General features: G+C 67.6%; 20 protein-coding genes. 6 read left to right on the forward strand and 14 right to left on the reverse strand.

The genetic code is table 11. The features are described 5' to 3' along the window. The first annotated feature begins 320 nt into the window (after positions 1-320). Complete coding sequence (locus A4A78_RS18390; protein WP_369816768.1) at positions 321-527, forward strand: helix-turn-helix transcriptional regulator; 207 nt, start codon at positions 321-323, stop codon at positions 525-527. A 705-nt stretch (positions 528-1,232) separates the two neighbouring features. Next, complete coding sequence (locus A4A78_RS16985) at positions 1,233-2,600, forward strand: DnaJ domain-containing protein (RefSeq protein ID WP_062951355.1); 1,368 nt, start codon at positions 1,233-1,235, stop codon at positions 2,598-2,600. On the opposite strand, the gene A4A78_RS16990 is transcribed toward A4A78_RS16985, so the two are convergent. The 4 genes from A4A78_RS16990 to A4A78_RS17005 form a co-directional block, all read right to left on the reverse strand. Then, a complete protein-coding gene (locus A4A78_RS16990) occupies positions 2,597-3,709 on the reverse strand; it encodes a hypothetical protein (RefSeq protein WP_062951356.1) in 1,113 nt (370 codons plus the stop codon). The genes A4A78_RS16985 and A4A78_RS16990 overlap by 4 nt on opposite strands. Further along, positions 3,706-4,254: a hypothetical protein gene (locus tag A4A78_RS16995; protein WP_062951357.1), complete on the reverse strand. Its 549-nt coding sequence runs from the start codon at positions 4,252-4,254 to the stop codon at positions 3,706-3,708. Before A4A78_RS16995 ends, A4A78_RS16990 begins: the two co-directional genes overlap by 4 nt. Before the next feature lie 3 nt (positions 4,255-4,257). Further along, positions 4,258-9,324, reverse strand: coding sequence for a hypothetical protein (locus A4A78_RS17000; RefSeq protein WP_156488649.1), 5,067 nt, complete (start codon positions 9,322-9,324; stop codon positions 4,258-4,260). Between the two features lie 252 nt (positions 9,325-9,576). Beyond that, positions 9,577-9,807, reverse strand: a complete 231-nt coding sequence (locus A4A78_RS17005) for a hypothetical protein (RefSeq protein WP_062951361.1) — start codon at positions 9,805-9,807, stop codon at positions 9,577-9,579. Between the two features lie 775 nt (positions 9,808-10,582). Here A4A78_RS17005 and A4A78_RS17010 point away from each other — a divergent pair. The 3 genes from A4A78_RS17010 (at position 10,583) to A4A78_RS17020 (ending at position 13,735) form a co-directional block, all read left to right on the forward strand. After that, positions 10,583-11,281 carry a hypothetical protein gene (locus tag A4A78_RS17010; protein ID WP_062951363.1) on the forward strand — a complete coding sequence of 233 codons (699 nt, stop codon included), beginning with the start codon at positions 10,583-10,585 and terminating at the stop codon, positions 11,279-11,281. Between the two features lie 268 nt (positions 11,282-11,549). Next, positions 11,550-12,734 (forward strand): Cmx/CmrA family chloramphenicol efflux MFS transporter, encoded by a 1,185-nt coding sequence (locus A4A78_RS17015; RefSeq protein WP_062951365.1) that lies wholly within the window; start codon positions 11,550-11,552, stop codon positions 12,732-12,734. Further along, positions 12,731-13,735 (forward strand): IS481 family transposase, encoded by a 1,005-nt coding sequence (locus tag A4A78_RS17020; protein WP_062951366.1) that lies wholly within the window; start codon positions 12,731-12,733, stop codon positions 13,733-13,735. The genes A4A78_RS17015 and A4A78_RS17020 overlap by 4 nt, the downstream gene beginning before the upstream one ends. A gap of 127 nt (positions 13,736-13,862) precedes the next feature. Here A4A78_RS17020 and A4A78_RS17025 read toward each other — a convergent pair whose 3' ends face one another. From A4A78_RS17025 to A4A78_RS17040, 5 genes are all read right to left on the reverse strand, one after another. Further along, entirely contained in the window at positions 13,863-14,336 is a 474-nt protein-coding gene (locus A4A78_RS17025; protein ID WP_062951367.1) for a prepilin peptidase, read from the reverse strand. A gap of 6 nt (positions 14,337-14,342) precedes the next feature. Then, positions 14,343-16,157, reverse strand: a complete 1,815-nt coding sequence (locus A4A78_RS17030) for a hypothetical protein (RefSeq protein WP_062951368.1) — start codon at positions 16,155-16,157, stop codon at positions 14,343-14,345. Between the two features lie 108 nt (positions 16,158-16,265). Continuing rightward, positions 16,266-16,673, reverse strand: coding sequence for a hypothetical protein (locus A4A78_RS17035; RefSeq protein WP_156488650.1), 408 nt, complete (start codon positions 16,671-16,673; stop codon positions 16,266-16,268). 101 nt (positions 16,674-16,774) lie between these two features. After that, positions 16,775-16,918: a hypothetical protein gene (locus A4A78_RS17855; RefSeq protein ID WP_156488651.1), complete on the reverse strand. Its 144-nt coding sequence runs from the start codon at positions 16,916-16,918 to the stop codon at positions 16,775-16,777. Positions 16,919-17,297: 379 nt separating this feature from the next. Then, positions 17,298-17,624 (reverse strand): Lsr2 family protein, encoded by a 327-nt coding sequence (locus A4A78_RS17040; protein ID WP_062951375.1) that lies wholly within the window; start codon positions 17,622-17,624, stop codon positions 17,298-17,300. Positions 17,625-17,771: 147 nt separating this feature from the next. On the opposite strand from A4A78_RS17040, the gene A4A78_RS17045 reads away from it, so the two are divergent. Continuing rightward, positions 17,772-18,377 carry a hypothetical protein gene (locus A4A78_RS17045; RefSeq protein ID WP_062951376.1) on the forward strand — a complete coding sequence of 202 codons (606 nt, stop codon included), beginning with the start codon at positions 17,772-17,774 and terminating at the stop codon, positions 18,375-18,377. A 127-nt stretch (positions 18,378-18,504) separates the two neighbouring features. Here the strand turns inward: A4A78_RS17045 and A4A78_RS17050 are convergent, their stop codons facing one another. The 5 genes from A4A78_RS17050 to A4A78_RS17070 form a co-directional block, all read right to left on the reverse strand. Next, positions 18,505-19,167, reverse strand: coding sequence for an ATP/GTP-binding protein (locus tag A4A78_RS17050; protein ID WP_156488652.1), 663 nt, complete (start codon positions 19,165-19,167; stop codon positions 18,505-18,507). A 377-nt stretch (positions 19,168-19,544) separates the two neighbouring features. Then, positions 19,545-20,096 (reverse strand): hypothetical protein, encoded by a 552-nt coding sequence (locus tag A4A78_RS17055; RefSeq protein WP_062951378.1) that lies wholly within the window; start codon positions 20,094-20,096, stop codon positions 19,545-19,547. 213 nt (positions 20,097-20,309) lie between these two features. Then, positions 20,310-23,354: a LysM peptidoglycan-binding domain-containing protein gene (locus A4A78_RS17060; RefSeq protein ID WP_062951379.1), complete on the reverse strand. Its 3,045-nt coding sequence runs from the start codon at positions 23,352-23,354 to the stop codon at positions 20,310-20,312. Continuing rightward, positions 23,351-23,776 (reverse strand): pilus assembly protein TadG-related protein, encoded by a 426-nt coding sequence (locus tag A4A78_RS17065; protein WP_062951380.1) that lies wholly within the window; start codon positions 23,774-23,776, stop codon positions 23,351-23,353. The genes A4A78_RS17060 and A4A78_RS17065 overlap by 4 nt, the downstream gene beginning before the upstream one ends. Beyond that, entirely contained in the window at positions 23,773-24,204 is a 432-nt protein-coding gene (locus A4A78_RS17070) for a TadE/TadG family type IV pilus assembly protein (protein ID WP_062951382.1), read from the reverse strand. The genes A4A78_RS17065 and A4A78_RS17070 overlap by 4 nt, the downstream gene beginning before the upstream one ends. Positions 24,205-24,245 lie beyond the last annotated feature (41 nt).

Raw genomic sequence — 24,245 nt, forward strand, 5'->3', positions numbered from 1 at the left:
CCTGCGGCCGGGTGGCTCAGGCTGCGCCCTCCCCGGCACACAGGTGGGGCCACGGCCCCACCTCATCGCGGCCGGCGAGCGGCTTCGCCGCTCGGGGTGGCCGCTAAGTGACTCCAGCCGGCCATCGTGGGATCAGGCTCTGACCTGGAGTGACTTCGGCATTCCTTGGTGGCTCGCGTGGCTGTGGCTCAGCGTTCGTGCTTTCGTGTGTTCGTGCTTTCGTGTATTCGTATTTTCGTAATACCGGCGATTCGTGTGGCGAGGACTGGTGGGCCGGCGTATGCTGTTCGTAACTGTTAGAAGGAAGGTGTGCTGTGAAGGTGTATCCAGTAGCCGAGATCGCTGAGATCTTCGGCGTGAAGGCGGAGACCGTCCGGTGGTGGCGGTACCGGGATCCCGCCTTCCCTCCTGTGGTGCGTATTGGGCGCAGCTGGGGACTGACTCAGGACCGCTTGGATGCATGGATCGCGGTCAAGGAATCAGACACCGGTGCGGCTGCCGGCACCTTCCGGCAGGGGCGAAAGTGAGTACCCGGCCGCCGGTCTGGACGCCGGAGCGCCTCGAGGTACTCCTGCGGGCCGTGTGCATGCACCGGGGTGCGTTGGCTCGCTCGAGGAAGGAGCTCGCGGCCGGCCTGGGTGTGCATCCTTCGACGGTTCGCCGTTGGCTGCGGCGCCGAGGTGGTTGGAGGGGAGCGCCGGCGGCCATTCCTCCCGAACGTCTGGATGCGCTGCTTCGAGAGGTAGCTCCAACCGCAGAGGACGTGGAGCGGGAGGAGCTCCAGGAGGTGAATGCCCTCGCAGCGCTCGCGCGCCTCAAGGCGCGCCGCGTCCCACTTGGAGCCTGGAGAGAGCAGAACTGGCTCTCTGAGCACAGGGTGTGGGTCGAGGAAGGCGTTAGCGGCATGTCCCTGGTGCGGTTCACTCGTGTGGGGACACGGCGTGATCATCCAGAGCCTGGCGCACGGGAGGTCCGTTCACTGGTCACCGCAAATCGCTTCGAAGCGCAGCTGGTGAAGCTCGCTGTACTGAGGGAGGTCTCGCCATGGCGGGTGAGAGTCTCGGGCACGGCGGGTGGTTCGGAGCGTTGGGTCTCTGGTGCGCGCCTTCGTCCGCTCGAGGTGATCTACGACGAGCTCCGGCCTGCCATGGGGCGTCCGGCGCGGAGTCCGGAACGATGAGGCGGCCACCCGGGGCGATGCCCGGGTTCGGGGCTCGAGGAGGGGGCTGATCATGGCGACATCGGAACCGACCCTGTATGAGGTGCTGGGGGTGGCGTCAGACGCCGATCCTGCGGAGATCAAGGCAGCCTTCCGGAGGCGCGCGCGGAAGATGCATCCGGATGTGGCCGGGGAGGAGATGACCTCGTTCTTCCTCCTGCTCCAGCATGCTCACGAAGTGCTCTCCGAGCCCGGTCGGCGTGCGGAGTACGACCGGTCGCTGCGTGGAGGGGTGCCATACAGCTCGTCCCCTTCGCCGGAGCCCGAGGCGAAGGCGGAGCCGACCGGCGAGGAACCTCCGGGGGCCTGGGGTGAGCGGATACCGGAGGATGCCTACGGTGGGCCCCTCCCTCGTGAAGGCCACGACATCAGCCGCATGCCCTGGCTGAGCACCTTCGAGGGCGTCGAGAGATCCTCCGCGAAGATCACGCATGCTGGACTGCGCTGGTGGCAGACCGCCCTGATGGGCGCCGGCGGACTGGTCCTGCTGCTGGTGTCCTACCTGCTGTCCCCGCTTGCCCTGCTGCTCCTCCCGGGCCTCCTCTGGGCCGCCCTGCGCATCTGGTGGATCCGCCGAGTCCCCGAGATCGTCTGCGTGCTGCTGCTGTCCTGGGCGGTGCTGAGCGGGGCTGCGACCACCCTCGTGGCAGTAGTTCAGGGCCAGCCGTGGCAATGGCCCGCGCTGGGTTCCGTCGGGTCGCTGCTGGGCATCTTCGTGGCCTTGTGGGCGGTCTACGACCTCGCCGTACGCGAGCCGCTGCGGGCACGCCGGCGGGACATCCCAGGGGGCTTCTCGTGGGGTGAACCCGGGCAGAACCTCACCGATGGCCAGGGCAGGTTCAGTCTGGACGCCACCATCGACGGGATCGAGGGGGAACGGCTCACCGCGGCGGAGATCGCATGGTTCCTTGGGGCAATCCCGGGAGTCCGGCTCGTCAACAGCATCGAGTTTCCGGGAGCAAGAAGCGGAGCAGACGTCGACCACGCGGTGGTGTGCGGGGACAAGGTCGCGTTCATCGACTCGAAGGCCTGGAAGCCAGGCCAGTACGCCATGGTCAGCGGGCAGGACGCTATCCGGGTCGGCACTTCCGGCGCCTGGGACTACCGCCCGGCGCACATGCCTTCCGCGGTCCGCCTCTACCAGGCGCTCCTGGCCAAGCATCGGCTGCGCAGCGTTGCCGTGCGTGGCTACATCGTGGTGCACCCCAAGTCCCAGGTAGAGCCGCTGAGGCTGTCCAATGACAACGGTGACGGCCTCGTCCGGCTGGTCACGGCTCAGGAGCTTGTCACCGAGCTGGGTGCCTGGTTCACGGAGGACGACGAGCATGCGCGCAGCGTCAACCGCCGGCTGCTGACGTTCCTGCTGCGGAGTGCAGGCTAGGCAGCGCGCTCCGCCCGCTGCCCAGCCTGCTTGAGTTCATCGTCGAACCAACGGCTCATGTAGAGCAGCACGCTGGTGCCGAGCATCAGCGAGATCGCCGCGTTGCGCTTGCTGTACTGGAACGGGTGCACACGGTGGAACGAGGCGTGCTTGTTCAACGCTCGGGGAGTCTCGGTGCCTTTGGGTTTGAACTGCTGGTAGATCGGCCTGACCGGCGCGAGTACGAGGCTCCCGCGCTTGCCCAGCTTGTGCTTGATTTGCTCGCGGGCCGTCTCCTCGTGGCCCGCCTTGGAGCGTCCTCCATCACTGGTGACCAGGTTGAAGACCTCCTTGGTCTCTCTCAGAATGCGGTACATGAGCGAGTCCAGGGTGGCGGTTGACAGAGCCTGGGCCGCGGCGGGATGGGAGAGGAGGAGTTCCGCAGCCTCCCGAAGCCGGTCAGCTTCGTAGAGGTACGCCTCGTTACTGATCAGCTCTAGGGTCTCGAGGCAGTCTTCTACGATGGCGGGCAGTTCTCGGCCGATGATGGTGCGCCGGGCCGCTGTTGTCTGCGCCGCGATGAGGCGTGCTGCAATGCGTGCTCGAGGAACCCAGAACAGGGGGATGCCATCGTGGAGAACCTCGGCGATGCTCTCCAGATCCTCTTCGGTGATGCCCAGTTCGGCGAGGTTGTCCGGGATGACTCGCCGCTCGAGCGCCTCAAGGATCTCCCGGAAGTCGGGGAGCTCGAGGTGGCTGAGCCAGTCCGTGACGAAGGAGCCTAGAGGGTTGGCGGCCGAGAGCCACCGCTGCTCAAACAGGTCCGCGACCGCGCTCCTTGTGATCCCCGCGATCGTCGAAGACACCGGGGCGATGTGCTCCAGGTAAGCGAGGGTGCTGGGGGTGGGGAACATCGCGCTCATCGAGGTGATGGCGGTCAGATCGATCGAGGAGGAGCGGAAGAACCGAGACATGTCGGTGGTCCGCAGCAGGCGGTGGAGGTTCCCGTTGAGATTCAGACGGGGGTTGAGGATCTTCCGGAGACGCTCGTTCCAGTACTCGTGGCTGTACCCCTCGCCGTCCGTGTCCTCGGGCTCCTCGCTGGCGCCTTCGGGATGTTCCTTGTTCATTCGAGTCCGATCCGGTCGATGTTCTCGAAGGTCCAGCCGGGCACGTAGTGCTCGGAGTGGTGACGCTCGAGCCATGCGGTGACGCCGGCATCACCGCGTTGTTCGTAGGCGTCGAACATCGCGTCGATGTCGTCTCCACTGAGCTCGATCGTGACGGCGCGCTGGCGGGAGTAGCCCTTTCCTCCACCCTCGGGGCCCTGCATCCCGTGAGTGGTCAGGCGGGCGCTCTTCCTGTTGGAGAACCGTGAGCGAGATGAGTCCAGTGCCGCCTTGCGTCCCTTCTTCGTCGTGGCGGACTGGCGTGCCTTCGTGCGCAGGTTGGAGAGGTGGTCGGCGCGGGGCTTGTTGCGTTGCTGCCGGTTCTCCCCCGCGATCCACCGCTGGACACTGCGCTGGGAGACGCCGAGCTGCTCGGCCGCGGCTCGCGTGTTCGGGCCTCCGCGCTTGGTGGTGCCGAAGGCGGCGACGATCATGTCGCGGACGCTGCCGCCGGTGGGGGTCCCCTGGCGGCCGGTGAGTCCCTGGAACAGGCTGAGGTTGGCCATGGGTCATCGCTCCTTCGTGGGAGTCCAGTCGGCGGGATCGGTCAGCTTGGTCTTTCCGAGCCAGCCGTGCCCCTGGAGGTACTCGAGGTGTTCGGTCAGTGGGGCGGACCCCTCGGGGCGGAGCTTGCTGACCGCGCGCCCGAGATCCTCGGGAGCGCCGGGCCAGGCGCTGATCGGGTCCGGGTCGTCGGAGAGGTAGCAGATCGTGTCCGCGTTGACCGCGACGGGGTAGCGTCCGGTCTCCTCGGCGATCTTGGCGATCTTCCGGGTGATGTTCGCGTTGGCCCGGGCCATGATGTGGTGTCGGCGGTCGGGAGCGAAGCCCTGGCGACCGTCCATGTGCAGCTCGGAGCCCATCATGCCGATCGACTGCGTGTAGATCGCCTTGACCGCGGCGAGGACGGCCTGGACGTTGGTGAGGTCGATGATGTCGGCCTCGTCCCTCGGCTGCTGGAGACGGTCCTCGGCCTCCATCGCGCGGAGGGTGGCCAGTGCGTCTCGCATCCGCTCGTACCACTTCTGCATCACGCCGCGGCGGGAGGCGGGCCAGAGGTAGGCCTCGAGGATCTCGCACTCCCCGCCGAGCTCGTAGGCCAGGGCGAGTCGCTGGGTGGTCACCCAGATCGGGTCCTCGGGCTGCTTCTGCCCGTCGGGCACGAAGGGGTTGGGCATGAGGACGTTGTCGCTGGGCGGCACGACGATCTTCCAGTAGCCGTAGGCCTTGGGGTCGAACGTGAGATCGCTGGTGCGGTGCACGGGCCGGCCGAGGCCGACCTCGAGGGAGCCGACGCCGGCGAGGTAGCTGCCGCCGCGGTCGTAGGCGTGGATGTACTTGAGCTTGCGCTCATCCGCGCTGGGCTTCCTCGACCAGTTCATGTCGATCTCGGTGAAGCGATTGCGGGCGGGCTCGACCATGTCGACGGCCTGGAACTCCTCGAGGGCCGTCTTCCCCTTCTGCTGGACCCTGAGGCTGACCATGAGGTCGATCCCGTACTGGCCGGGGTGGAAGCTCAGCGGTCGGCCGAGCACCTTGGTCATCAGGGAGATCCGCTCGAGCAGCTCGGAGGGTGTGGGGTTGTCGCTGATCAGCGGGTAGCCCTCGGCCTGGGCGGACATCAGGCCGAGCAGGGCGATGGGCTCGCGGTCCTCGCCGCGGAACAGCCGGGTCCAGGCGTTCATGGCACGTCCCTTGGTGCCTCCCACGCGGTAGCCGGCGGCCTCGGCGCGAGTGATCAGCTCGTGGTCGGTGGTGGCCTTGACGAGCTGGTCTCGGGCCTTGGAGGGGTTGTCGCCGAGCTGGTCGACGGGGATGCCGATCTTGAGAGCGAAGGCGTGCGTGAGCCACAGGTGGCCGGGCTCGGCCCTGCGGCCGTTGAGGTACCCGATGCCGAGTGTGGGGGCGAGCTCGGCAATCTGCCCGAGGTGCTCGAACTCGGGCAGAGCATGACGCTTCCCGTCAGGGGTGTAGATCGCATCGACGTCGAGGACCGCAGCCGGCCCGATCAGCTCCGCCGCGGGAGCAGCCTGCACGGTGCGCTGCGGCTGCGGTGCGGGAGCGGGGGCGGGGGCCTGCACCGCGGGAGCCGTTGCGGTCTGCGGGACGACAGGAGCCTGCTGGGGAGCGATCGTGACGGCCTGGGGGGCCTGCACGACTGCGGCTGCCGGCGCCGAGGTCGGCTGCGGGGCCGGCGCCGGGGTCGCCGGCGAGCTGGGAGATCCCGAGCGGCGAGTCAGCGGGGTCGGCCCCTTCGGGGCGGACTTGCCCAGCAGTCGCGAGTCGCCGTCGTCACCCTCGTCGGGGAACAGCTTCGAGAAGGGGATCACGAGGACCCGCTTGCTGACGTTGTTGCAGGGCAGACGCCGAGTCTTGGTCATCTTCGGGGCCTTGCCGGGGGCGGGCTCGTCGCAGCTGAGGATCCCCTCGTCGTAGAGCGCGCGGGTGGCGGTGGCGGTGTCGAGCTCGATCGAGCTGTCCAGTGCGGACTTGGCCTGCCGCAGGACGCCCGTGAGGGCGTTGCGGTCGAGGTACAGCTCGGGCTCCCCGACGGCGTCGAGGTTGATCCATCCCAGGTGATTGCCGCGTGCCTCGAGGCGTTCGACGCCGTCGCGGCCAAGGCCGGGCAGTCGCTTCCAGCCCAGTCGGGTGGCGAGGGGCCCGTCGTCGGGGGTGGAGTCGTCGCGGACGTCGGAGATGTAGCCGAGGCCGTCGTGCAGCGCGTACTGGAGCAGCTCGCGGACACGGCCACCGGTGGAGGTGGGGATGTCGGGGTCGACGGTGGCCTGCCACGCTTCGAACAGGGAGTCGTCGAGGGTCTTCATCCAAGTGTCTGCGCCCTGCTGATCGAGGACGCCGACGTCGAGGAGGAACTCGAAGAACAGCTTGGCGCCGACCCACATGTGGGAGAGCGCCGCGCCGGGCCGCTCGTCCAGGCGCGCGTCGAGGTAGGAGTCGAAGAGCTTGTGGAGGTAGACGTCGGCGTCCTCGTCGGCCTGCTGGCGCAGCTCGGCGGGGTCGTTCTCGGCGACCCAGCGGACGAAGCTCGCCATGAGCAGGCTGCGCTGCATGCGCTGTGCGGGGCGGGACTGCTCACGCATGAGGTCGACGGGGATCTCCCCCTTGCGCAGCGGGATCGGGAAGGTGCGCTGCTGCCCGGACCCAGCCTCGGGGGCGAGCTCGGAGGTGATCAGGCCGGAGGCGATCGGCTGGGGTCCGGCGACGGTGCCGATGCCATCGCGCTCGGCGCGGTCGCGGCCGATCCGCTCGGCGATCATGCGGGTGACCTGCTTGATGATCCGCTGTGCGTTGGAGACGCCGGCGTCGGGGGCGGCGTCGTCCAGCCAGAAGACGGCGTCCTTGCAGTGGGCCATGAGGATGCGGGCGGCGTTGAGGGTCGCACCGGTGCCGGCCAGGGACATGCCCGGCCGGTTTCGCTTCCACTTCGGTCCGTACAAGCCCATGAACCAGGAGGCGATCGAGGACTTGAGGGTGCCGGGGACGCCGACGATGATCGGCACCATCGGGTTGTGGCCGATCACGGCGCGCATCATGTGGCCGAGCAGCGGGAGCATCACGCGCTGCGGGATCTGATCGAGCATCTGCTCGATGTTCGCGAAGGCCTCGCGCAGCTCCTCAACGTCGGTGCTGGGAGCGGGGAGGTTGATGCGGGTCAGCGGCCCTGAGAGGTCCACGGGGGCTTCCTGGTGACCGTCCTTGGTGATCACTCCACCGGCGTGGACGTACAGCCACCCCTCGGGGCTCTTCCGCCAACCGGTGGACTGGTAGACGGTGCGGTTGTCCTGACCGGCCGAGACCTGGTTGATGGCGCGCCACACCTCGGCGCGGCCGTTGGTCGTGGCCAGATAGTCGACAGGGAAGTCGAGCTGCTCGAGCCACTTGCTGGAGACGGCATCGTCCGCGGAGACGGTGATGATCATCTGCTCGCCGGAGCGAGGGTGGGTGTAGGCGATCGTGAAGCGGCGGACTCCACCGAGCTTCGTGGCCTTGGCCTGCACCGAGTCGGGGGTGGTGTCGGTCTGCTCCACCAGCGGGGGCTCGTCGACGTAGTCGTCCTCGCCGAGCAGCTCGTTGGAGTCGCGGGAGATGATCCGTGCGTCGAGGCTCAGGACCGACTTGAGGTGTCGAGTGGATCCGTCCTCGGAGCCCTTTGCCGGCTTCCACTCCTCCTTGCAGATGTGCCCATACTCGAGCACGTAGCGAGGGGCGTTGACATCAGCGGGGTGGTCCCCGCCGATCGCGCGGAGTCGCGATGCGGGGGGCGCCGACGGCACCTCCGGAGCCGGCTCCAGCGGGGACGTCTCCTCTCCCCGGGACTCAGGCTGCGGGGCGGGGACCTTCTCCTCCCCGACCTGGAGGATCGGGGGGATGTCGCGGCCGGTGAGCTCGTGCAGCTCTCGTGAGATCTGGATGCCCTGGTCGCGGCTCTGCTCAGCGAGGTGGGCAGCCTCGGCTGCCCACGGTGTCTTCGCCACCGACGCTGCGCGCTCGACCGTGGTCGCGGTCTCCAGCAGTGCGTCGACTCGGACCTCGGACTCGATCGTCCAGCGAGTCGCTCGCTTGCGGTGTGTCTCGGCCGCCTTCGGAGCGGTCTCCTGACGCTGCTCGGCCTGCTCGAGGTGAGCTCGAACTTCCCGCCGAGTCTCCTCGACCCGCTTGAGCTGCCCCTCGAGCTTCGAGGCTGCGGCCCAGGCATGCAGCTCGGCCAGCGTCACAGGGATCAGATCATCCAGCGCTCCCCCGGCTTCGACGTGGTCGGTGAGATCGCTGTGATCCTCGAGGGTCTGAGGAAGGAAGGCCTGCACATCGGCCCGCCCGTCGAGCGCCTCGAGCAGCTGCACGCCGCGCTGATAGCCAGCACCGTCACGGTCGACGACGACACGGATGGTGCCGCCCTCGAGCATGTCGAGCATCTCGTTGGTGAGCGATCCGGCGCCGCCGGCATTGGTCGCGGCCACGACGTCGAGTTCCACCGCGGTCTGGACGTCCTTCTCTCCTTCGAGGATCCAGACGGTCTCGTCATCGGTCAGGGCATCGACGAGCTCGGGCGCCTGGTACCAAGTCGGCTCGAACCCGGAGGGCTTCTTCGAGACCTTCCCCTGGGGACCGAAGTACGCCTGGGTGAACGTCTTCTTGCGCTTCCCGCTGCTGGTGGTGGCCTCCTTGCGGATGACCTGCTGAACGATCTCGCCGTCAGGCCTCGCGTAGTCGTAGGTCGCAGTGACCTTCCACGACAGCTGCTCCTCGGGCTCGGACTCGCGCTCCTCAGCGGCGATCGGAGCCGGCAGCGGACCGATCCGGCCCCACCGTCGACCCGTCGTGCGACGGTTCACGGAGCGGCCGACACGCTGCTCGCGCGGGGGCAGCGGGCGGTCGAAGAGGTCGGCCATGGTCAGGCCCAGAGCCGCGGCGATGTCGCGGACGTCCCCGTGGCAGCCGAAGCAGGTCAGCAGGACCCGGCCGTCATCGCCCGGGGTATAGCTGACGTGCAGCGATGCTTCGTTGTCGTCATGGATCGGGCACCGCGCCTTGAAGTCCGCGTGGGACCCCTTCATCGGGTCGCCTCGCTGCGCGAGAGCGTCGCGCACACGGTGCAGTGACGCCTGCGGCTGCGGCGTGTCACCGCCCGCGGGTCCTTGCAGGGAGAGGGTCATGGAGTATCCTCAAAGTGATCGTCAAGCGGGACTGGTCCTCAGCGGAACCGGTTCGGCTTGTACTTGGAAGGTCATCGGTCCTCTTCGCCGGCAAGCTACGGAGGACCCAAGCTCTGGAAGCCCCTCACTGGCAGGTGAGGGGCTTCCTGCATGTCAGGCAGACATCTGGGCCTCCGAATCAGGAAGGCGCAGCTGGGCGTCACCCGGCTGCCCGCCGGGGATGTACGAAGGAACCGGGAGCTCGAGTTCGAGTGCCAGGAGACGGGTGAGGTAGTCGCCACGAGTGAGCCCCTCGCGGTGCGCACGGCGATCGACCTCGTCACGGATGGAACTCGGCGTGAGGAAGCTGACCGGCTTGCGGTCGCCTCGGTGCGGCTGGGGCATGGCATCTCCTCGTCTGCTCGCAGTGCCTGTGGGGACCAAACTACAGCCGTGTAACTCCCAATCGGAACAAGGTTCAGCTTGGGCGTGTCGGTGATGCGGCGGGCGTCCCGGAGATCCTTCATGTCTCTCTATCGGCGCCAGGACCCCCCTGTTGTGACACCAGAGCAAGTATTCGTACTTTCGGGTTCCTGTGATGCTCTCGCGCGCGTACGCGTAGGCGCACACACCCGACCCCTAATGCGGCCCAGATGGTGCGAGCGGTGCGAGACGTGATTAGCACCCTGGTCAGGACCAGAATCCTGCTCGCACTAGGGGGTGCGAGCGCGGTGCGAGAAGGGGTGCGAGCGCGGTGCGAGCACCGCAAAAGACACGCGCCTCCCCTCGCCTCGGAGCAGGTGATCCGAGGGGTCGTGGGGACGCTTGGAGGGGATGCACCGCTCGGTCCGGGGGCGGCGAGGTTTGAGCCCCGTGAGCTCGACAGTCCAGAGGGCGGGAAGGAGGGTGGCCGGACCTTCTTCGAGCGCCCCCTCCCCCGGCGCGCTGTCATGCGAGCAGCCGTTCGCCTTGGGGTGGCATGAGTCTGGCGGCGACCTGGAGTCGAGCAGCATGCGCGCGGATTAACGGAAGAGCGAAAGTACGAGACAACGAAAATACGAATATAGGGAGCAAGTCTAGGTTCGTACTTTCGTATTTTCGGTTACTCGGTGTCTCGTCTCCTCGGCTTCTCGGTGTTTCGCTTCTGCCTCTCGGGGTGGGGCTCCGAGATCATGAGGGCATGAGGAAGCCTTGGCCGCGGACGGCGTCGCAGCGCTTCGAGGGCTGGCGCGCAGAGTTCGAGCGACACCGCAGCCATCATGCGCCTACCGGGCGTCATTTCCGCGTGACCAGCGCGTATTGCGAGCAGCTCTACGGCGCGCACGGCGGCCGGACCGAGGCGACGACGCTTGGGGACCTGGGGGAACTGGCGGAGCTGGAGAAGCGCATCGTTCGGTCGCAGCAGGTTGTATGGGACGCGCACGCGGCCGAGGTCATGGCCGCAGTGTCTGAGGGAGGACTGGAGGCGACAGCGGAGGCGCTACGCGAGGACGAGCAATGGATCCGCCGGCTGCACCGCGACGGGCAGCCGGTCGACGTCAGTACCGATGCTGCCCGCTGGGTGAGCGGAGTGCTCGGGACCTGCCCGGCGAATCCGCTGATCCGCGCCGAGGAGATCTGGGGTCTGTGGCTCTCAGTGGCCGGCGCCCGACAGATCTGCGTTCGAGTCCGGGATGACCTGATCCTCGAGCTCGTGGACGCCGGCAGTCCACGCACCCACCTCGCAAGAGCCCTGGGCTGGTCGTACAGCAGGTTTCAGCGACACCTGGCTCGCCTCGAGGAGGATCGGACCGATCTGGCCCTCCGGGCCGCTGCTGGGCAGGTCCCCGGCGTCATCGGGCTGGAGTCTCGCCGTTCTGCACGGTCGGAGAAGGCCTAGTTGTTGCGGGGCAGGACGTTGATGACCATGCCGCGGCGCGCGCAAAGGATGTGCAGTGTCGAGGGAGCGTCGGTAGGGTGAAGAGCATGGCGTGCCCTGAATCAGACACTCAGGGGGCTTTCGGTCACACCGTCAGCCCCCAGACCTCCTGAGTCCTTAACCCGCCGCCTGCGCCTGTGCGCTGAGCGGGCTCTTGGGCAGCTCCCTGGGCGCTGGCCGTGGTGACGAGACGTTTCCCCCTTTTCGTTCTCGTTCCTCGGAGCCCTCCATGCCCTTCGCCCTCTACCTGCTTGCCCTGGCTGTCTTTGCCATGGGCACATCTGAGTTCATGCTTGCTGGCCTCGTGCCAGACATCGCCGCCAGTGTCGGTGTCTCTGTCGGCACAGCTGGGTTACTCACCTCTGCCTTTGCGGTCGGGATGATTCTCGGTGCGCCCGCCATGGCAGCTCTCACCCGTCGGTGGCCCGCCCGGACCACCTTGCTCGGGTGCGTGGTCATCTTCGCTGCCTGTCACGTCGTCGCCGCCACTGCCGAGACCTTCTCCGTGCTGTTCGCAACTCGTGTGGTTGCCGCGGTTGCCAACGCCGGTTTCCTGGCCGTTGCACTCAGCACCGCGACCCGCCTCGTGGCCCCCAGCCGGAAGGGCCGCGCTCTTGCCATCCTCCTCTCGGGCACCACGATCGCCATGGTCGCCGGTGTTCCCGCGGGGGCTCTACTTGGCACGGCGCTGGGATGGCGGGCCACGTTCTGGGCGGTAGCCTTCCTGTGCGTTCCTGCTGCAATCGGCATCCTCACCGGGATCCGTCCACAGCCGAGAGCCACGCAGGACGAAGCCAACGATGGCCCGTCTCTCGCCTTCGAGTTGGCGCAGCTCCGCGTGCCCCGTCTTTTCACGGCGATGCTGCTCGCTGCGCTGGTCAATGGCGGGACTTTCGCCGCGTTTACGTTCCTCGCGCCGGTCGTGACCGGGACAGCGGGTCTGGGCCAGGTGTGGGTACCGGTGGCTCTGGTGTTGTTCGGCATCGGGTCCTTCATGGGAGTCAGCATTGCCGGGCGACTGTCTGACCAGCACCCGCGAATGCTCCTCGTTGTGGCCGCGCCGCTCCTGTTAGTTGGGTGGCTGTTGCTCGCGGTGCTTGCTGGGCACTCCGTGCCGCTGCTCGTCCTGGTGTTCCTGCTGGGAATGCTGGCATTCGCTGTGGGAAGCACCATGATCGCTCGAGTGCTCTACGCAGCATCGGAAGCGCCCACCATGGGTGGTTCCTACGCGACTGCCGCTCTCAACATCGGGGCCGCTGCTGGTCCGGCGCTCGGAGCGGTAGCGCTCGAGAGCTCGAGCAACCTTGGTCCCGTGTGGGCAGCGACCGCGCTGACCGCTCTCGCACTCCTCGTGATGCTGCCTACGCTGCGCATCATCGCCCCGCGGGTACGGAATGTGGAGGCTGCCAAGTGACGCACGCTAATGCTCCGTTGAGCCTTGAAGGTCGACGCCGGCTCGTGAATCGGTGCCTGACCCGGCCGATCGCGCACGTAGCTGCCGAGATGGGCATCTCACGCGCGTGCGCTTCGAAGTGGGTCAACCGGTGGAGACGCCATGGCGAAGCCGGGCTCCAAGACCGTGCTTCGACGCCCCACCACAGCAGTACCGCGACAGCAGCCTGTGTCATCCAACAGATCGAGGTCTGGCGGCGAGAGCACAAGTGGTCCGCCCAGCGCATTGCCTACGAGCTCGCCGAGCTGGACGTCAGGATCAACCGGCGTACCGTCAGCCGACACCTGAGCCGGCTCGGCCTTGGCCGACGCCGATTCATCGACCCTGGCGGCGACACCAATCGCAAGCCAGGGAAGATCACCGCCCGCTGGCCCGGCCATATGGTGCACCTCGACGTGAAGAAGGTCGGCCGAATCCCTGACGGCGGCGGCTGGCGCATTCATGGGCGCAACAGCGACCAGGCTAGGACCGCGGGTCGCGCGAAGTCAGCTGGGGCGAAGCGGGGGTACACCTACCTGCACTCCGCCGTCGACGGATTCTCCCGACTCTCGTACACCGAGCCGCTGACCGACGAGAAGGGACTCACGGCGGCAGCGTTCCTCGCCCGAGCTAAGGCCTGGTTCGCCGCTCACGGGATCTCGCACATCCACCGCATCATCACCGATAACGGTGCGTGCTACCGCTCGGCCGACTTCGCTCGAATCGTCGGCAACCGCACGCGACACCAGAAGACCAGGCCCTACACGCCCCGACACAACGGGAAGGTGGAGCGCTACCAGCGAATCTTGGCCGAGGAACTGCTATACGCCCGAGAGTTCAAGAGCGAAGAAGCCCGCGACGCCGCGATCGAAATCTGGAATATCCACTACAACTACCACCGCCCCCACAGTGGAGCGGGCGGACATCCCCCAGCATCTCGGCTCCGTGCTCGCGTCACCAACGTCTGGCCCTCATACACCTAGTCCTCGTCGACGCTCAGGCGCTTCGTTGAGCGACGTGCGGGAACACGAAAATACGAAAACACGAAACAGCGGAAGAACGAGAAGCCGATAGTCGGGCCGGAGGCTGTCAGCGGATGGACATCGCACCTCACGCGGCAGTCGGCAGCGGGATGAGCATGACGGCCGCGGTGCCCAGGATCAGTCCGGGACCGAAGGGAGTGTGTCCGGGATTTCCGCGACGACGGCGCACCAGGGCCCAGATGAGAGTGCCGAGAGTGCCGAGCCACAGGCCGATCAGGAAAAGGAGGGGGGAGACGTACCCGCCGTACAGTCCGAGTCCGGCGATGAGGATGACGTCACCGAAGCCGAGCCCGCCCCGGGCGATCACGAACACCACGAGCAACAGCAGCGTGAGGATCGAGGCAGTGATCATGGCCATCACGAGGTGGCTGACGCCAAGCCAGATCGAAGCGATGGGGAGGAGAACGATTGCGGCAGCGAGCAGCCCCAGATTCAGAGGGAGTGGCAGCCGGAAGCTGCGTGCATCGGTGATGAGCAGGGGACCCGCGAGCGCGACGAACGCGACGAGGGCGGGCCAAAGCGCGGGCGTGACGAAGTACATCGCCCCTCACCCTCGCTCGAGGAGGTCCCGGACGGTGGAGTAGAACCGGGCACCCTTGCGCAGAGGTTCGGCCGAGGTGAGGTCGTTGATAGCGACCCGATGGAAGCGCGACTCGTCGAACCCGGAGCGAGTCAGGGCTCGAGCGATGGATGTTGCGGCGTCTCCGGGTCCGGTGCCGCCGTACCCGAAGGCATGGCCACCGCTGAGGTGGTCGTGCAGCGGGATCATGCCGATCAACCGTCCGTCACGACGGACGAACAGCGGGGTGTCCGACTGTGACTGGATGCCGCCGATGATCTCGTCGTCCTCGCGCAGCTTCGGGACCTCCCGGAGATCTTCGAGGATGGTCAACTCCGGGAGCCCGCGAGGCCTGCTCAGCAGCGCTGGGCGCCCGAACATGTCGCGGCCGACGGCCTCGACTTCCTCGAGCCGGCGCAGATGTGTGAGGTGCGTGCGCTCGTAGCTCGCCAGATCACTCGCTCCCTCATGAGCGACGAATCCCTCGAGGTAGGTGGCCATGACCTCGTCTCGGGCGTCGATGTCGATGTAGCGCACGACGATTGGGTGCAGCGGGTGCTCCTCCTCGAGGCGAGCAGAGAGCCGGCTCCATTCCTCGACGGCGTTGGTCTCGAAGTCGGTGCGGGGAAGTAGGCCTTGGCGTGCTCCGGAGGCGAGGTTCTCGATCTCGGGGTCGGGCGCGCTGCGGAACTCTCCGCTCTCCACGGCGAGGTCCGTCAACAGCGCCCAGGCAGCTTCGGTCTCCTGGGGCGTGAACCGCAGTCCCTCGGGGGAGTCGGCGAACCTCTCGTCCACGGACTCTGCGACGGCGGGGGAGGCGTGCGTGCGTCGGAGGATGCTGCCCTGTGGGGCCCAGGGATACGTGAGGTCGTCGATCTCGCGCTGCTCCGATGCGGGATACATCGACACCACCGGACGGTTCATGAAGAGACGCGTCTCGTCCAGCAGCAGGGCGCGGAGAAGATCGAACACCGGCCCCTCGCGGCCTTCGAGCAGACGCAGCTGGCCCTCGCGCCGCAGATAGCCGTCCGGGTCCCACGGAACAGTGACGGGGCGCCCTGTGCGTTGGTGCTGCTCGACCGAGGCCTCGGTGTAGGCAGAGCGGTGGAAGATCACGGGCCTCTGGCCGATGTGGGGGACGATCTCGGCGACGTCGTCGTAGTGCGACCACACCGGCTCCGTGAAGATCCGGCCGGCGAAGCTTCGCCGGTGGGGCTCGGTGGCGTTGCGCACGGTGAACGTCGCATCCATGAGTGTGTAGGCGTCGTCCCCGTGAAGGACGTTCCGATCGAGTGCGACGAAAGCGGTCTTGGACAGGTCGATCTGGGGAAGGAGGGTGCTGGCGGCTCCGGCGGTCTCCTCGGCGGGCGCGTTCAGCAGGGCGATGTCATGGTCCGAGGTGCCGGCGACCAGGACCACGGTGTAGCCGTCCTCGCCGCCCCACGCACGGAGGTGGACGCGGCGTTGCCGAAGTGAGCCGGAGGGGTGGCGGAAGCCTTCCGCGAGTCGGTCGTAGATGAGGGGGCGAGGGGTGTCGACCTCCGGGATCTCCTTGAGCGACAGGGTGGTGATCTCCTCGCCGCCGCGGTGTTCGGTGCGCTTCTTCCGCCGTCGCACGCTGGCCGTGGTCACGAACAGGTCGCGTCCACCGACGTTGGCACGCTGGAGCTCCCCAGCTTCGACGAGCTGGTGCACCCGCGCCGGCTTCACGCCGAGCTCGCGTGCAGCAGCCGCGGAGGTCAAGGGAGGCTCGGGAAAGATGCGGCGAATCGCGTCGACGACTGGATCGAAGGGGTTGCTCATGGGGTGTCCTCACACTCGGCGCTAGCAATGCGAGGACCATAGCACTAGTAATTTGATCTAGCTATAGCGATGCTGCTCAGACTCTAGGGCCGCGCTTCGGTACTGCGCTCAGCGGCGGCCCGGGTTCGCGCGGCGGATCGCGTCGTGCCAGGTCGGTTCTCCGCGTCCGCGGCTCTTGGCGGCCTTGGCACCCTCGAGGCGAACTCGGGAGGAGACCCAGGTCATCACGTAGTCCTCGGCGAGCTCGGTGCGGCCCAGCCACTCGTCGACGGTGAGGAGGAGATGCTCGTCGCCGACGGTGATCTGGACGGCCTCGTCGGGGAGGCTGGGATCCCGCCAGCTGTGGGTCATGGACACCGGGGTCCCACCGGTGACCGAGCGGTTGTAGCCGGTGACGACCGACTCTGCCGCAGCGAGCAGATCCTGGTGGGCGAAGTACCTCGGATGCTTCGGGCGTAGCACCGCTCTCGACTGCCCGGCGGTAGTCCCGGGGTAGGGGGTGTGGTGCTCGCTCATGGCCTCAGTGTGCGCTCGGGGAAGGACAGTCTGCCCTTCTTGACGTGTTCGTCTGGGAGCACGAGAGGGGCCGACCGTCACGGTCGCCCCCTCTCGACGGCTCATCGCCGGTGCCGCCCGCCGACGACCCGGCGCTCACGCCTGCCCAGCGACTCCCTTACCCGCAGCACCCCTGCTGTCAGGTTCAGCAGCGCTGTCACCAGTGCCATCACCATGAGCAGCGCCTCTCCGATCTGTCCACTCACCTCCTCCCATGGGGCGGGTCAGCCTACGGAGCGGTTCCGACGTCTCACCAGAACCCGGGGTCACCCCACGCATCCCGGGCGTGGCGGCCGGCAGTCGAGCGCAGTGGCAAGGGTCTGTTGTGGGCGGCATCGATGCAGGGGGCCGCGGTCATCGAGGTGGCACTCGAGGCGCAGGGCAGCGCGGGGAGTCGGCGCTCTTGCGGCACAGGTGCAGCCCAACTTCATGAGCTGCGCGGCGAAGCCGCGGAGCGGGGGAGGGGAGCGGCGCCGAGGGTGCCTCTGGGGCTGTGTACGTGCGGTAGCGCGGCAGCGGAGGCCCTCAGGTGCCCCGGGACTGGAGAGCAGCCCCTGGCGGTGGATCCTGCGAGGTGTAGCGAGCTCAGCTCGTCTTGTTCACGAGAGCGTAGGCCTCTCGAACTTCGGCGGAGATGCGGCCGCGGTCGGAGACCTCGAGGCCGTTCTCGCGAGCCCATTCCCTGATTCGCTTGGTCTCAGGGTTTCGGCTGACGGCAGCACCTCGACGGGCGCGGCCACCCGTGCGCCGGCCGTGCTCGATCCACTGTGCGAAGCCGTCGCGCAGCCTCGACGCGTTCTCTTCGTTCAGGTCGATCTCATAGCTGACGCCGTCGAGAGCGAAACCGATCGTGGTCGTGGCCTCCGAGCCATCGATGTCATCGACGAGCGTGACCTGGGTCTTCCGTGCCATGTGTTCCTCCAGGGTAGTGGTGGTGCGTTCAGCGTACAGAACGAAGTACGTTTCCCCTGGGCATTCCCCCAGTACTGATTCAGCAGAATGCTGGAGTTTCAACAGTTAGCTGGATAGCGTCGAGAGTATCGACAGCTTGGAGGAACCATGACATACCGCCTTACCCAACGCGATGCCACCCTTCTGTGCGAGGTGCTGCGCGAAGAGTTCGCGTCAGAAGAGAGCGTGCGTACTGCGCGGCTGATCGCTCCGGACCTCGTCGAGTTGGATCCGCAGTGGCGGCCCTCTGCTCGCCATCGCGAGCGGGCGGCCCGTGCTGTACGGACCGCTAGGGAGAAGAGCCTGGAGGGCGCCGCGATCTACGACCTCGTCGACACCTCCGACGCGGGCGTCGTCTGTCGCGTCATCCTCAGGGCTGCCCATTCCGAACAGGCGTGGGCCTGGGATTCAGCGATGACAGGGGACCCTCTTGACGATGCGGGGCATCTCGACAAGGCGGCGGAACTGCGCCAACTGGCACACCTGATCGATCGCCACTACGACGATCACCCGTCGGAGGGCCAGGTGATTGCTCATCTCGCTCGGGAGCTCGAGATCGCCCAAGTGGAGCGCGGCGCCGGCCACTCCCGACGGCGGCGCCTCGCAGCCACGCTCCGAGAGCTACTGGACGAGGCAGAGCCAGCCGGGGCGGAACCGCTCCCTTACCGATCCGCCGAGGGTGAGCTCAGCTATCCCTCGGTGCGAGTGGCATAGAGGTGCAGCCGCGCGGGTCGCGGTGGGCGGGCACGGTCATTATCTCCGGGGACGAGCCGGACCGCCTTGGGAGAGAAGTCCTGACCCCACGCTGCCGGGGGAGGGGAAGTGCGCGGGGCCAGGACGGTCAGGAGACGCCGGTGACGACGGTTTGATAGGAGCCGATGCGGAGCTGCTTGCTGGTGCTGAGGTCCACGGGGATCTCACCGGAGGCACCGACGTTGCTGTCCCAATCGACAGTCCAGTGCGCCGTGATGTCAACGGTGTAGAGGCCGTCAGGCTGGTCGTCACTCATCTGCTCGTAAACGTGGCCGCAGTCGGGCGACTCCTCGATCCCCTTGCCGGGGTACTCGGTGCCGGGGCCGGCGCATTCGATGGTGGAGCCATCACCGGTCGTGATCGTCATTCCGTCAAACGTGGCCGTTGCGTTCACGGTGACAGCACCTGCGGACGTGCTGGTGCTGGCTGGGCCGGTGGTCTTCTCGCCGGGGTTGGCCACCCAGAACCACACCGGCAGTCCCACGGCACCGAGGGTGTCGGGGTTGTTCGGGGTAGAGGCGATCTCTGGGGCCTCGAGGTCCATCTGGGAGACCGCGGTCTGCGCGAGCTCGGCGGGATCGACCTGGGGCTCCGGCTCAGCCTCCGGCGAGGGCTCGTCAGCGGCAGGAGCGTCCGGTGTGCCTGGGGCATCGACCTGCATTGCCTGGTTCCATCCGTCGGCATTTGTAGTGGTCAGGCCGTCGGTCAGGTTGCTCCAGTCGGCACCGTTCTGATCTGTGAAGGAATCCACGCCCGCAGCGAGGGCCTCAGCTCGGTCGGAGTTCGATGCGCCGCTCTGCTCCCAGGCAGGGATAGAAACGGACGTTGAGCTGCCTGAGTCGTAGTTCCCGACGCTCGTGCGCCCGCCGTTACTCACGGAGGTCGTCCCACCTCCGCCCTTGCCTCCGGCCGAATTCCCCCCACTGGATGAGCTGCCGCCCCCGCCTGAGGACTTGTCACCGCCCCCACCAGAGGAATTTCCGCCGCCTCCGCCGCCGGAGGAAGCGCCAACCTCAACCGTTGCAGCGCCTCCCCCTCCACCGTGGACAGTGACGCCACCTTCGTCCTCTCCATCTGCCCACGAGGGGCTCGTGGCCAGGAGAATGCTGGTGGTCGCGCCGATAGCGATCAGCCCGCGAAGTGAGCGTCGCATGTCGTCCCCTCGTCGTAGTAGCCCTGCTCCTTGATCATCCACGGCTCAGAATCAGATTCCTTCACCAGCGTGAAGCGACCGACGCTCTCCCCTCGTTGGTTGGTGATCTCCACAGGCTCCCCGTCCTTCGTCGCTTCTAGAGCGCTGGTGTCGTCGCAGAACTCCACGACCGCGGTCGTATCCGTCTCCTCGACTGTGGTCCAGTCGGAGAGGGCTCGGTCCCCCGTGATTACTGCGCCACTACTGGCTCGTTCTTCGTCGTCGGCTCGCTGCTTCTCCGCCAGCTCGGGAACGAAGAAATCGTTGACGTAGCTGGTGTCCTTCCAACCATTGGCCGCAGCTGCATCCGAGGCCTCGAATGAAGCCGTGATTCGCTCCTGGGGGGTCGCGTCGGAGGGGTCGGCGGTGGGAGGGGCGTCCTGGGTGGTGGTCGGGTCTTCCTCGGCACCGCTGTCGGTGCAGGCGGCGAGGGGGAGCGCGAGGAGGGCGGCTGCCGCGATCGCGGTGAGGGTGCGCTGTCGGATCATCGGGAGGTCTCCTCGGGGTCGGGGGTGGTGTGGGCGCCCAGGGGGTTTGGTGGATTGACCGTTGAGACGGTCGTGCTGTGTGCGTGGAACTGGGGAGCTGTGAGGTCGACGAGGACGGAGTCGGTCGTTCGGATCGGTCGCCCGACTAACAGGGGTGGGTGCAGCTCGTAGGAGCGGCGCTTGAGTGCGAGTTCGGGGGTGGCCATGACTGCCTCAGATCGCGATGCGGTGGGTGGTCGGGGTGTACATCAGCGCTTCGGTCTCGGGGAGGAGGTCGTAGTCGTCGTCGAGGGCGGCGATCGCTGCCTCGAGCTCGTGCGTGACCTTCTGGTGGAGTTCGGGATCGTGAGAGGCGGCTTGGAGGCGGTCGCGCCAGAGCTGCTCGTGGAGGGACTCGACGAGCAGGCCCTGTTGGGTGGCCCAGAGGGCGGTGTCGGTGTCGCTGGCCTCGAGGGCGCGTCGGGCGAGCTCGTGGGCGATGTCCAGGACGGCGTTCATCATCGTGAATTGGAGGGTGACGGTCCAGCTGTAGCGGCGGCCGCCGCCTTCGAAGGGGTGGCCCCGGACGAGCTTGAGGGCCTCCGCGAGATCCTCGGTGCTCGTGCCGGCGGGGTCTGCTGCGATCGTCTCGACGGTGTTCCAGTCGGAGGTGATGTGCTCGAGCATGTACCCGCCGGCGTCGCCGGCGGCGCGGGGGATGTACGGGTCTCCCTCGGTGGTGGTGCCGAGCCACTTGCGCAGTCGTGAGATCAATTGGTGGCGCGCGCTGTCGGCGGGGCGCCTGGTGGGCCAGAGGTCGGCGATGAAATTGTGGGAGGAGCGGCCGGGGTTGAGGTGGATGTAGCTGGTGGCCTCGGTCAGCTGGGCCAGGCGCTTCTCCTCGAGAGGGCCGGTGGCGCCGAGTACCTCGACGGGGCCGAGCACCCGGACGTAGGGGTGTTCGGTGGGAAGGACCGGCTCCGTGTTGCGCTGCTCGGCGGTGAGGATCGCCGCGGCGGTGCGGAGGGAAGGGACGGATCGCAGTTGCGGCTCGGCGTCCACGGAAGCGGGCTCATTGACGTCGTCGACCGGCTGATCTGCCGGGGTGGCGGGCTCGACGCTGCTGGCTGCGTTCAGGGCTCGCAGGACTCTTTCGTAGTCGGTGTCGGTGAGGTGCTGAGGGGTGAGCTTGAGGCCGAGGGGTTCGAGGCGGGCTGCCTCGAGGGACTCGATGTGCATCCGCCATTCGGAGAGGTCGGTGTGCTGGTCGCTGGAGATCACGGCGACGGCGATCTGGGGCTGCGCGTCCACGATCCGCTGGAGCCGGCTCTTCTCGGTGAGGGAGAGGTCGGCACCGATGATGATGATCTCGGGCGCCCACAGGTCGGTGGCGTCCTGGGCCTGGCGTGCGTGCTGGGCGGAGTCGTGGCCGAGCTCGCTCAGGGTCTCCTGGTCGCGGAGGAGCTTCGCCTCGAGCGAGTCCAGGAGGTCAGTGACGGTGTCGCGGTAGGAGATGCGGCCGGAGCCGAGTGCTTCCTCGAGCTCGGGGCAGACGCCGACGGTGGTGATGGCGAGGTCGTCGGCCCACTGGGAGGTCGCGAGGGAGACGGTGAGGGCTCGCATGACCGGCATGGACGTGCTGGCGCTGGCGTGGATGCCGAGGGCGGCCAGGTGTTCGAGATCGACGAGGATCTGGTGGCCGTCGTGGTCGGTGCCGATGGTCACGAGAGCTGGGTAGGGGGCGATGATGTCGGCGATCGTCTCGTCCTCTGCCAGCGGGGCGGTGCGGGGCAGCAGCCACGTGGCGGGGTCCTCGGTCTTCTCGAACGGTGCGGGCAGATCGTGGCCGTCCGCGGCGTAGAGCTCGAGGTGGCTGTCGGTCAGGCGTGCCAGGCGCACGTCGGGGAGGGTCTGGCCGTCGCGCAGCTGGAGCGCGGAGAGCGTGCGCAGCGCGCGGTCGACGAAGCCGAGGGCGGTGGGGTCCTCGATCCGGGTGAGTCGGATCTGGTCGAGGTCGACGGTCGCTGCGGCGGGGATCTTCTGATCCGCGCGACGCTTGCGCTGCGTGTAGAGGCGTCGGGCGAGGACGGCACTGAGGATGCTCGCGGCGAGGATCGACCCGACCCCGGCCCACGGAACGGTGGCCGAATCTTCCGCCTCGGTGGAGGGGGTGCTCTCCGGGGCGGGGGTGTCGGCCGGCGCCGTCGGGGCGGGCGACTCTTCGGCAGCCGGGGCCTCTTCGGTGGTCTCGTCGGCACTGGAGCCTGTGGCCGCAGCCGCTACCTTGGCAGCGTCTGTAGCGGCAGTGACGGCGTCGCCGGATGCCTCACGGTCGTGGGGCTCGGGCGAGGACTGCTGGGCGTCCTGCGGGGCCTCAGCGGCCGTCTGAGACGCGGTTCCCGGGATCTGTAGGGTCCAGCCGACGTCGATCTGGTCGGGGTCCTGGAGGGTGTGTCCCCCAGGCTGGGTGATGTCGGCGGAGGAGTCGAGGATCTCGGGCCACCGGTCAGAGGCGCCGAGGTGCTCCTGAGCGATCGAGGAGAGTGTGTCGCCTTCCTGCACGGTGACGGTCTTCCCCTGCTGCTCGGAGTCCGCGGTCTCGGTGGGCGCGGCGCCGGGGATCACCAGCTCCCATCCCTCCTCGAGCCAGAGGTCGTGGCCGATGTGGATCGTGGACCCATCCGGCTGCGTCCGGCCGTCGTTCGCGGCGATGATCTTCTTGTACTGGAGGCCGTCGCCGAGGTGCTTCTCCGCCAGGTCCCAGGCGGTGTCGCCGGCCTGCACGGTGATGAGGAGATCCTCGCTGGCGGCCTCTTCGTCGGTGGAGTCCGCGGCCGTGTTGTCCTCGGTCGCCGGGGTCTCGGTGGGCATGGTGAGAGTCTCCGTCTGCACGGCGGGTGCTTGCTCGGCCGGGGCGGGGGAGGCCATGGCTGCGGGTGCCCCGACGCCTCCGGCGATCGTGGCGATCAGCAGCGCTGCCGCTCCCTGCTGGGCGCCGAGTCCACGGATCTGCGGGGCCGGGATGTGGCGGACGCGGGCGATCAGCTCGATGATCACGGACACGGCGAAGGTCGCCCAGGCGATCCATCCGATCCACACGATGACGAACAGCAGCGCGCCGATGGTGTTGCGGCTGGTGAGTAACGTCGCGATGTCGCTGCCGGAGGGCAGCGAGGTCGGGATCGGGTTGCCGTAGAAGACGAGCAGTCCGGCGGGGATCCCGACGAGCAGGGCGAGTAGAGCGAGCAGCGCCCCGAGCGCCTTGAGTGGCTTGATCATGGGATCACCTCTGCCTGTCCGTGGATGAGGTCTACGCGTGCGGTGCGGGTCGCGGAGACCGTGTTGATTCCGATGAGTCCGAGGAATGTGGTGTCCTCGGTGCTGGTGACGGTGACCTCGAGGGTGGAGCTGTTGACGATGCGCACTGAGCCGGCGACGCCGGCCTGGTCGAGGTAGTCCTGTGCGGCGGCTGCGGCGCTGCCCGCGTCCAGGTGTGCGGTCTCTCCGTCAGCGGGGAGCGAGTCCAGTGGCTGGCCCCCGACACGGGCGGCCTGTTGAGCGATGGAGGACGCCTCACTGGCCGCGGTCATCTTCGCCCCGCCGTCGACGACGAGTCCGATGATGAGGACGAGGGCGACGAACACGACGAGGACGAGTTCGGAGACTTCGCCGCGTTCGAGGCGGCTGCGCACGGTGTTCATGAGCGCTCCCGGTAGGTGTCCAGGGGGCTGGTGGTGCTCACGGTGATCGTCTTGGTGCCGGGCAGGCCCGAGATGGGCATCAGCTGCGCGTAGGGGACGGTGCAGGTAATGGTCGCGCTGACCACTGCCACTTCGCCGGGAGGTGTGCTGAAAGCGTCGGCGTCGACGTCGACCGACAGGCTCGTGCATTTCTTCCCCTGCTGGGAGAGCTCGGCGGTGAACGCGTCGCTGACACGAGCGGCGGCGTCATCCTGGCTGGTCGCGAGGGATGCGGCGCGGGAGGCGGAGTGCGCGGCGGTGGTGACGCTCTGCTCGCCGAGGGCGGCACTGCCGACAGCGGCGACGAGGGCGAGCAGCAGGATCAGGGTGGGGGCGAGGATCGCCGCCTCCACACTCGAGGCGCCGTGCTCGAGATCCTTGCGTGTCATCTGTCCTCACCTCCAAAAGCGAAACTGTTGACAGCTTAGAT

Source organism: Brachybacterium sp. sponge (assembly GCF_001613775.1).
GTDB lineage: Bacteria > Actinomycetota > Actinomycetes > Actinomycetales > Dermabacteraceae > Brachybacterium > Brachybacterium conglomeratum.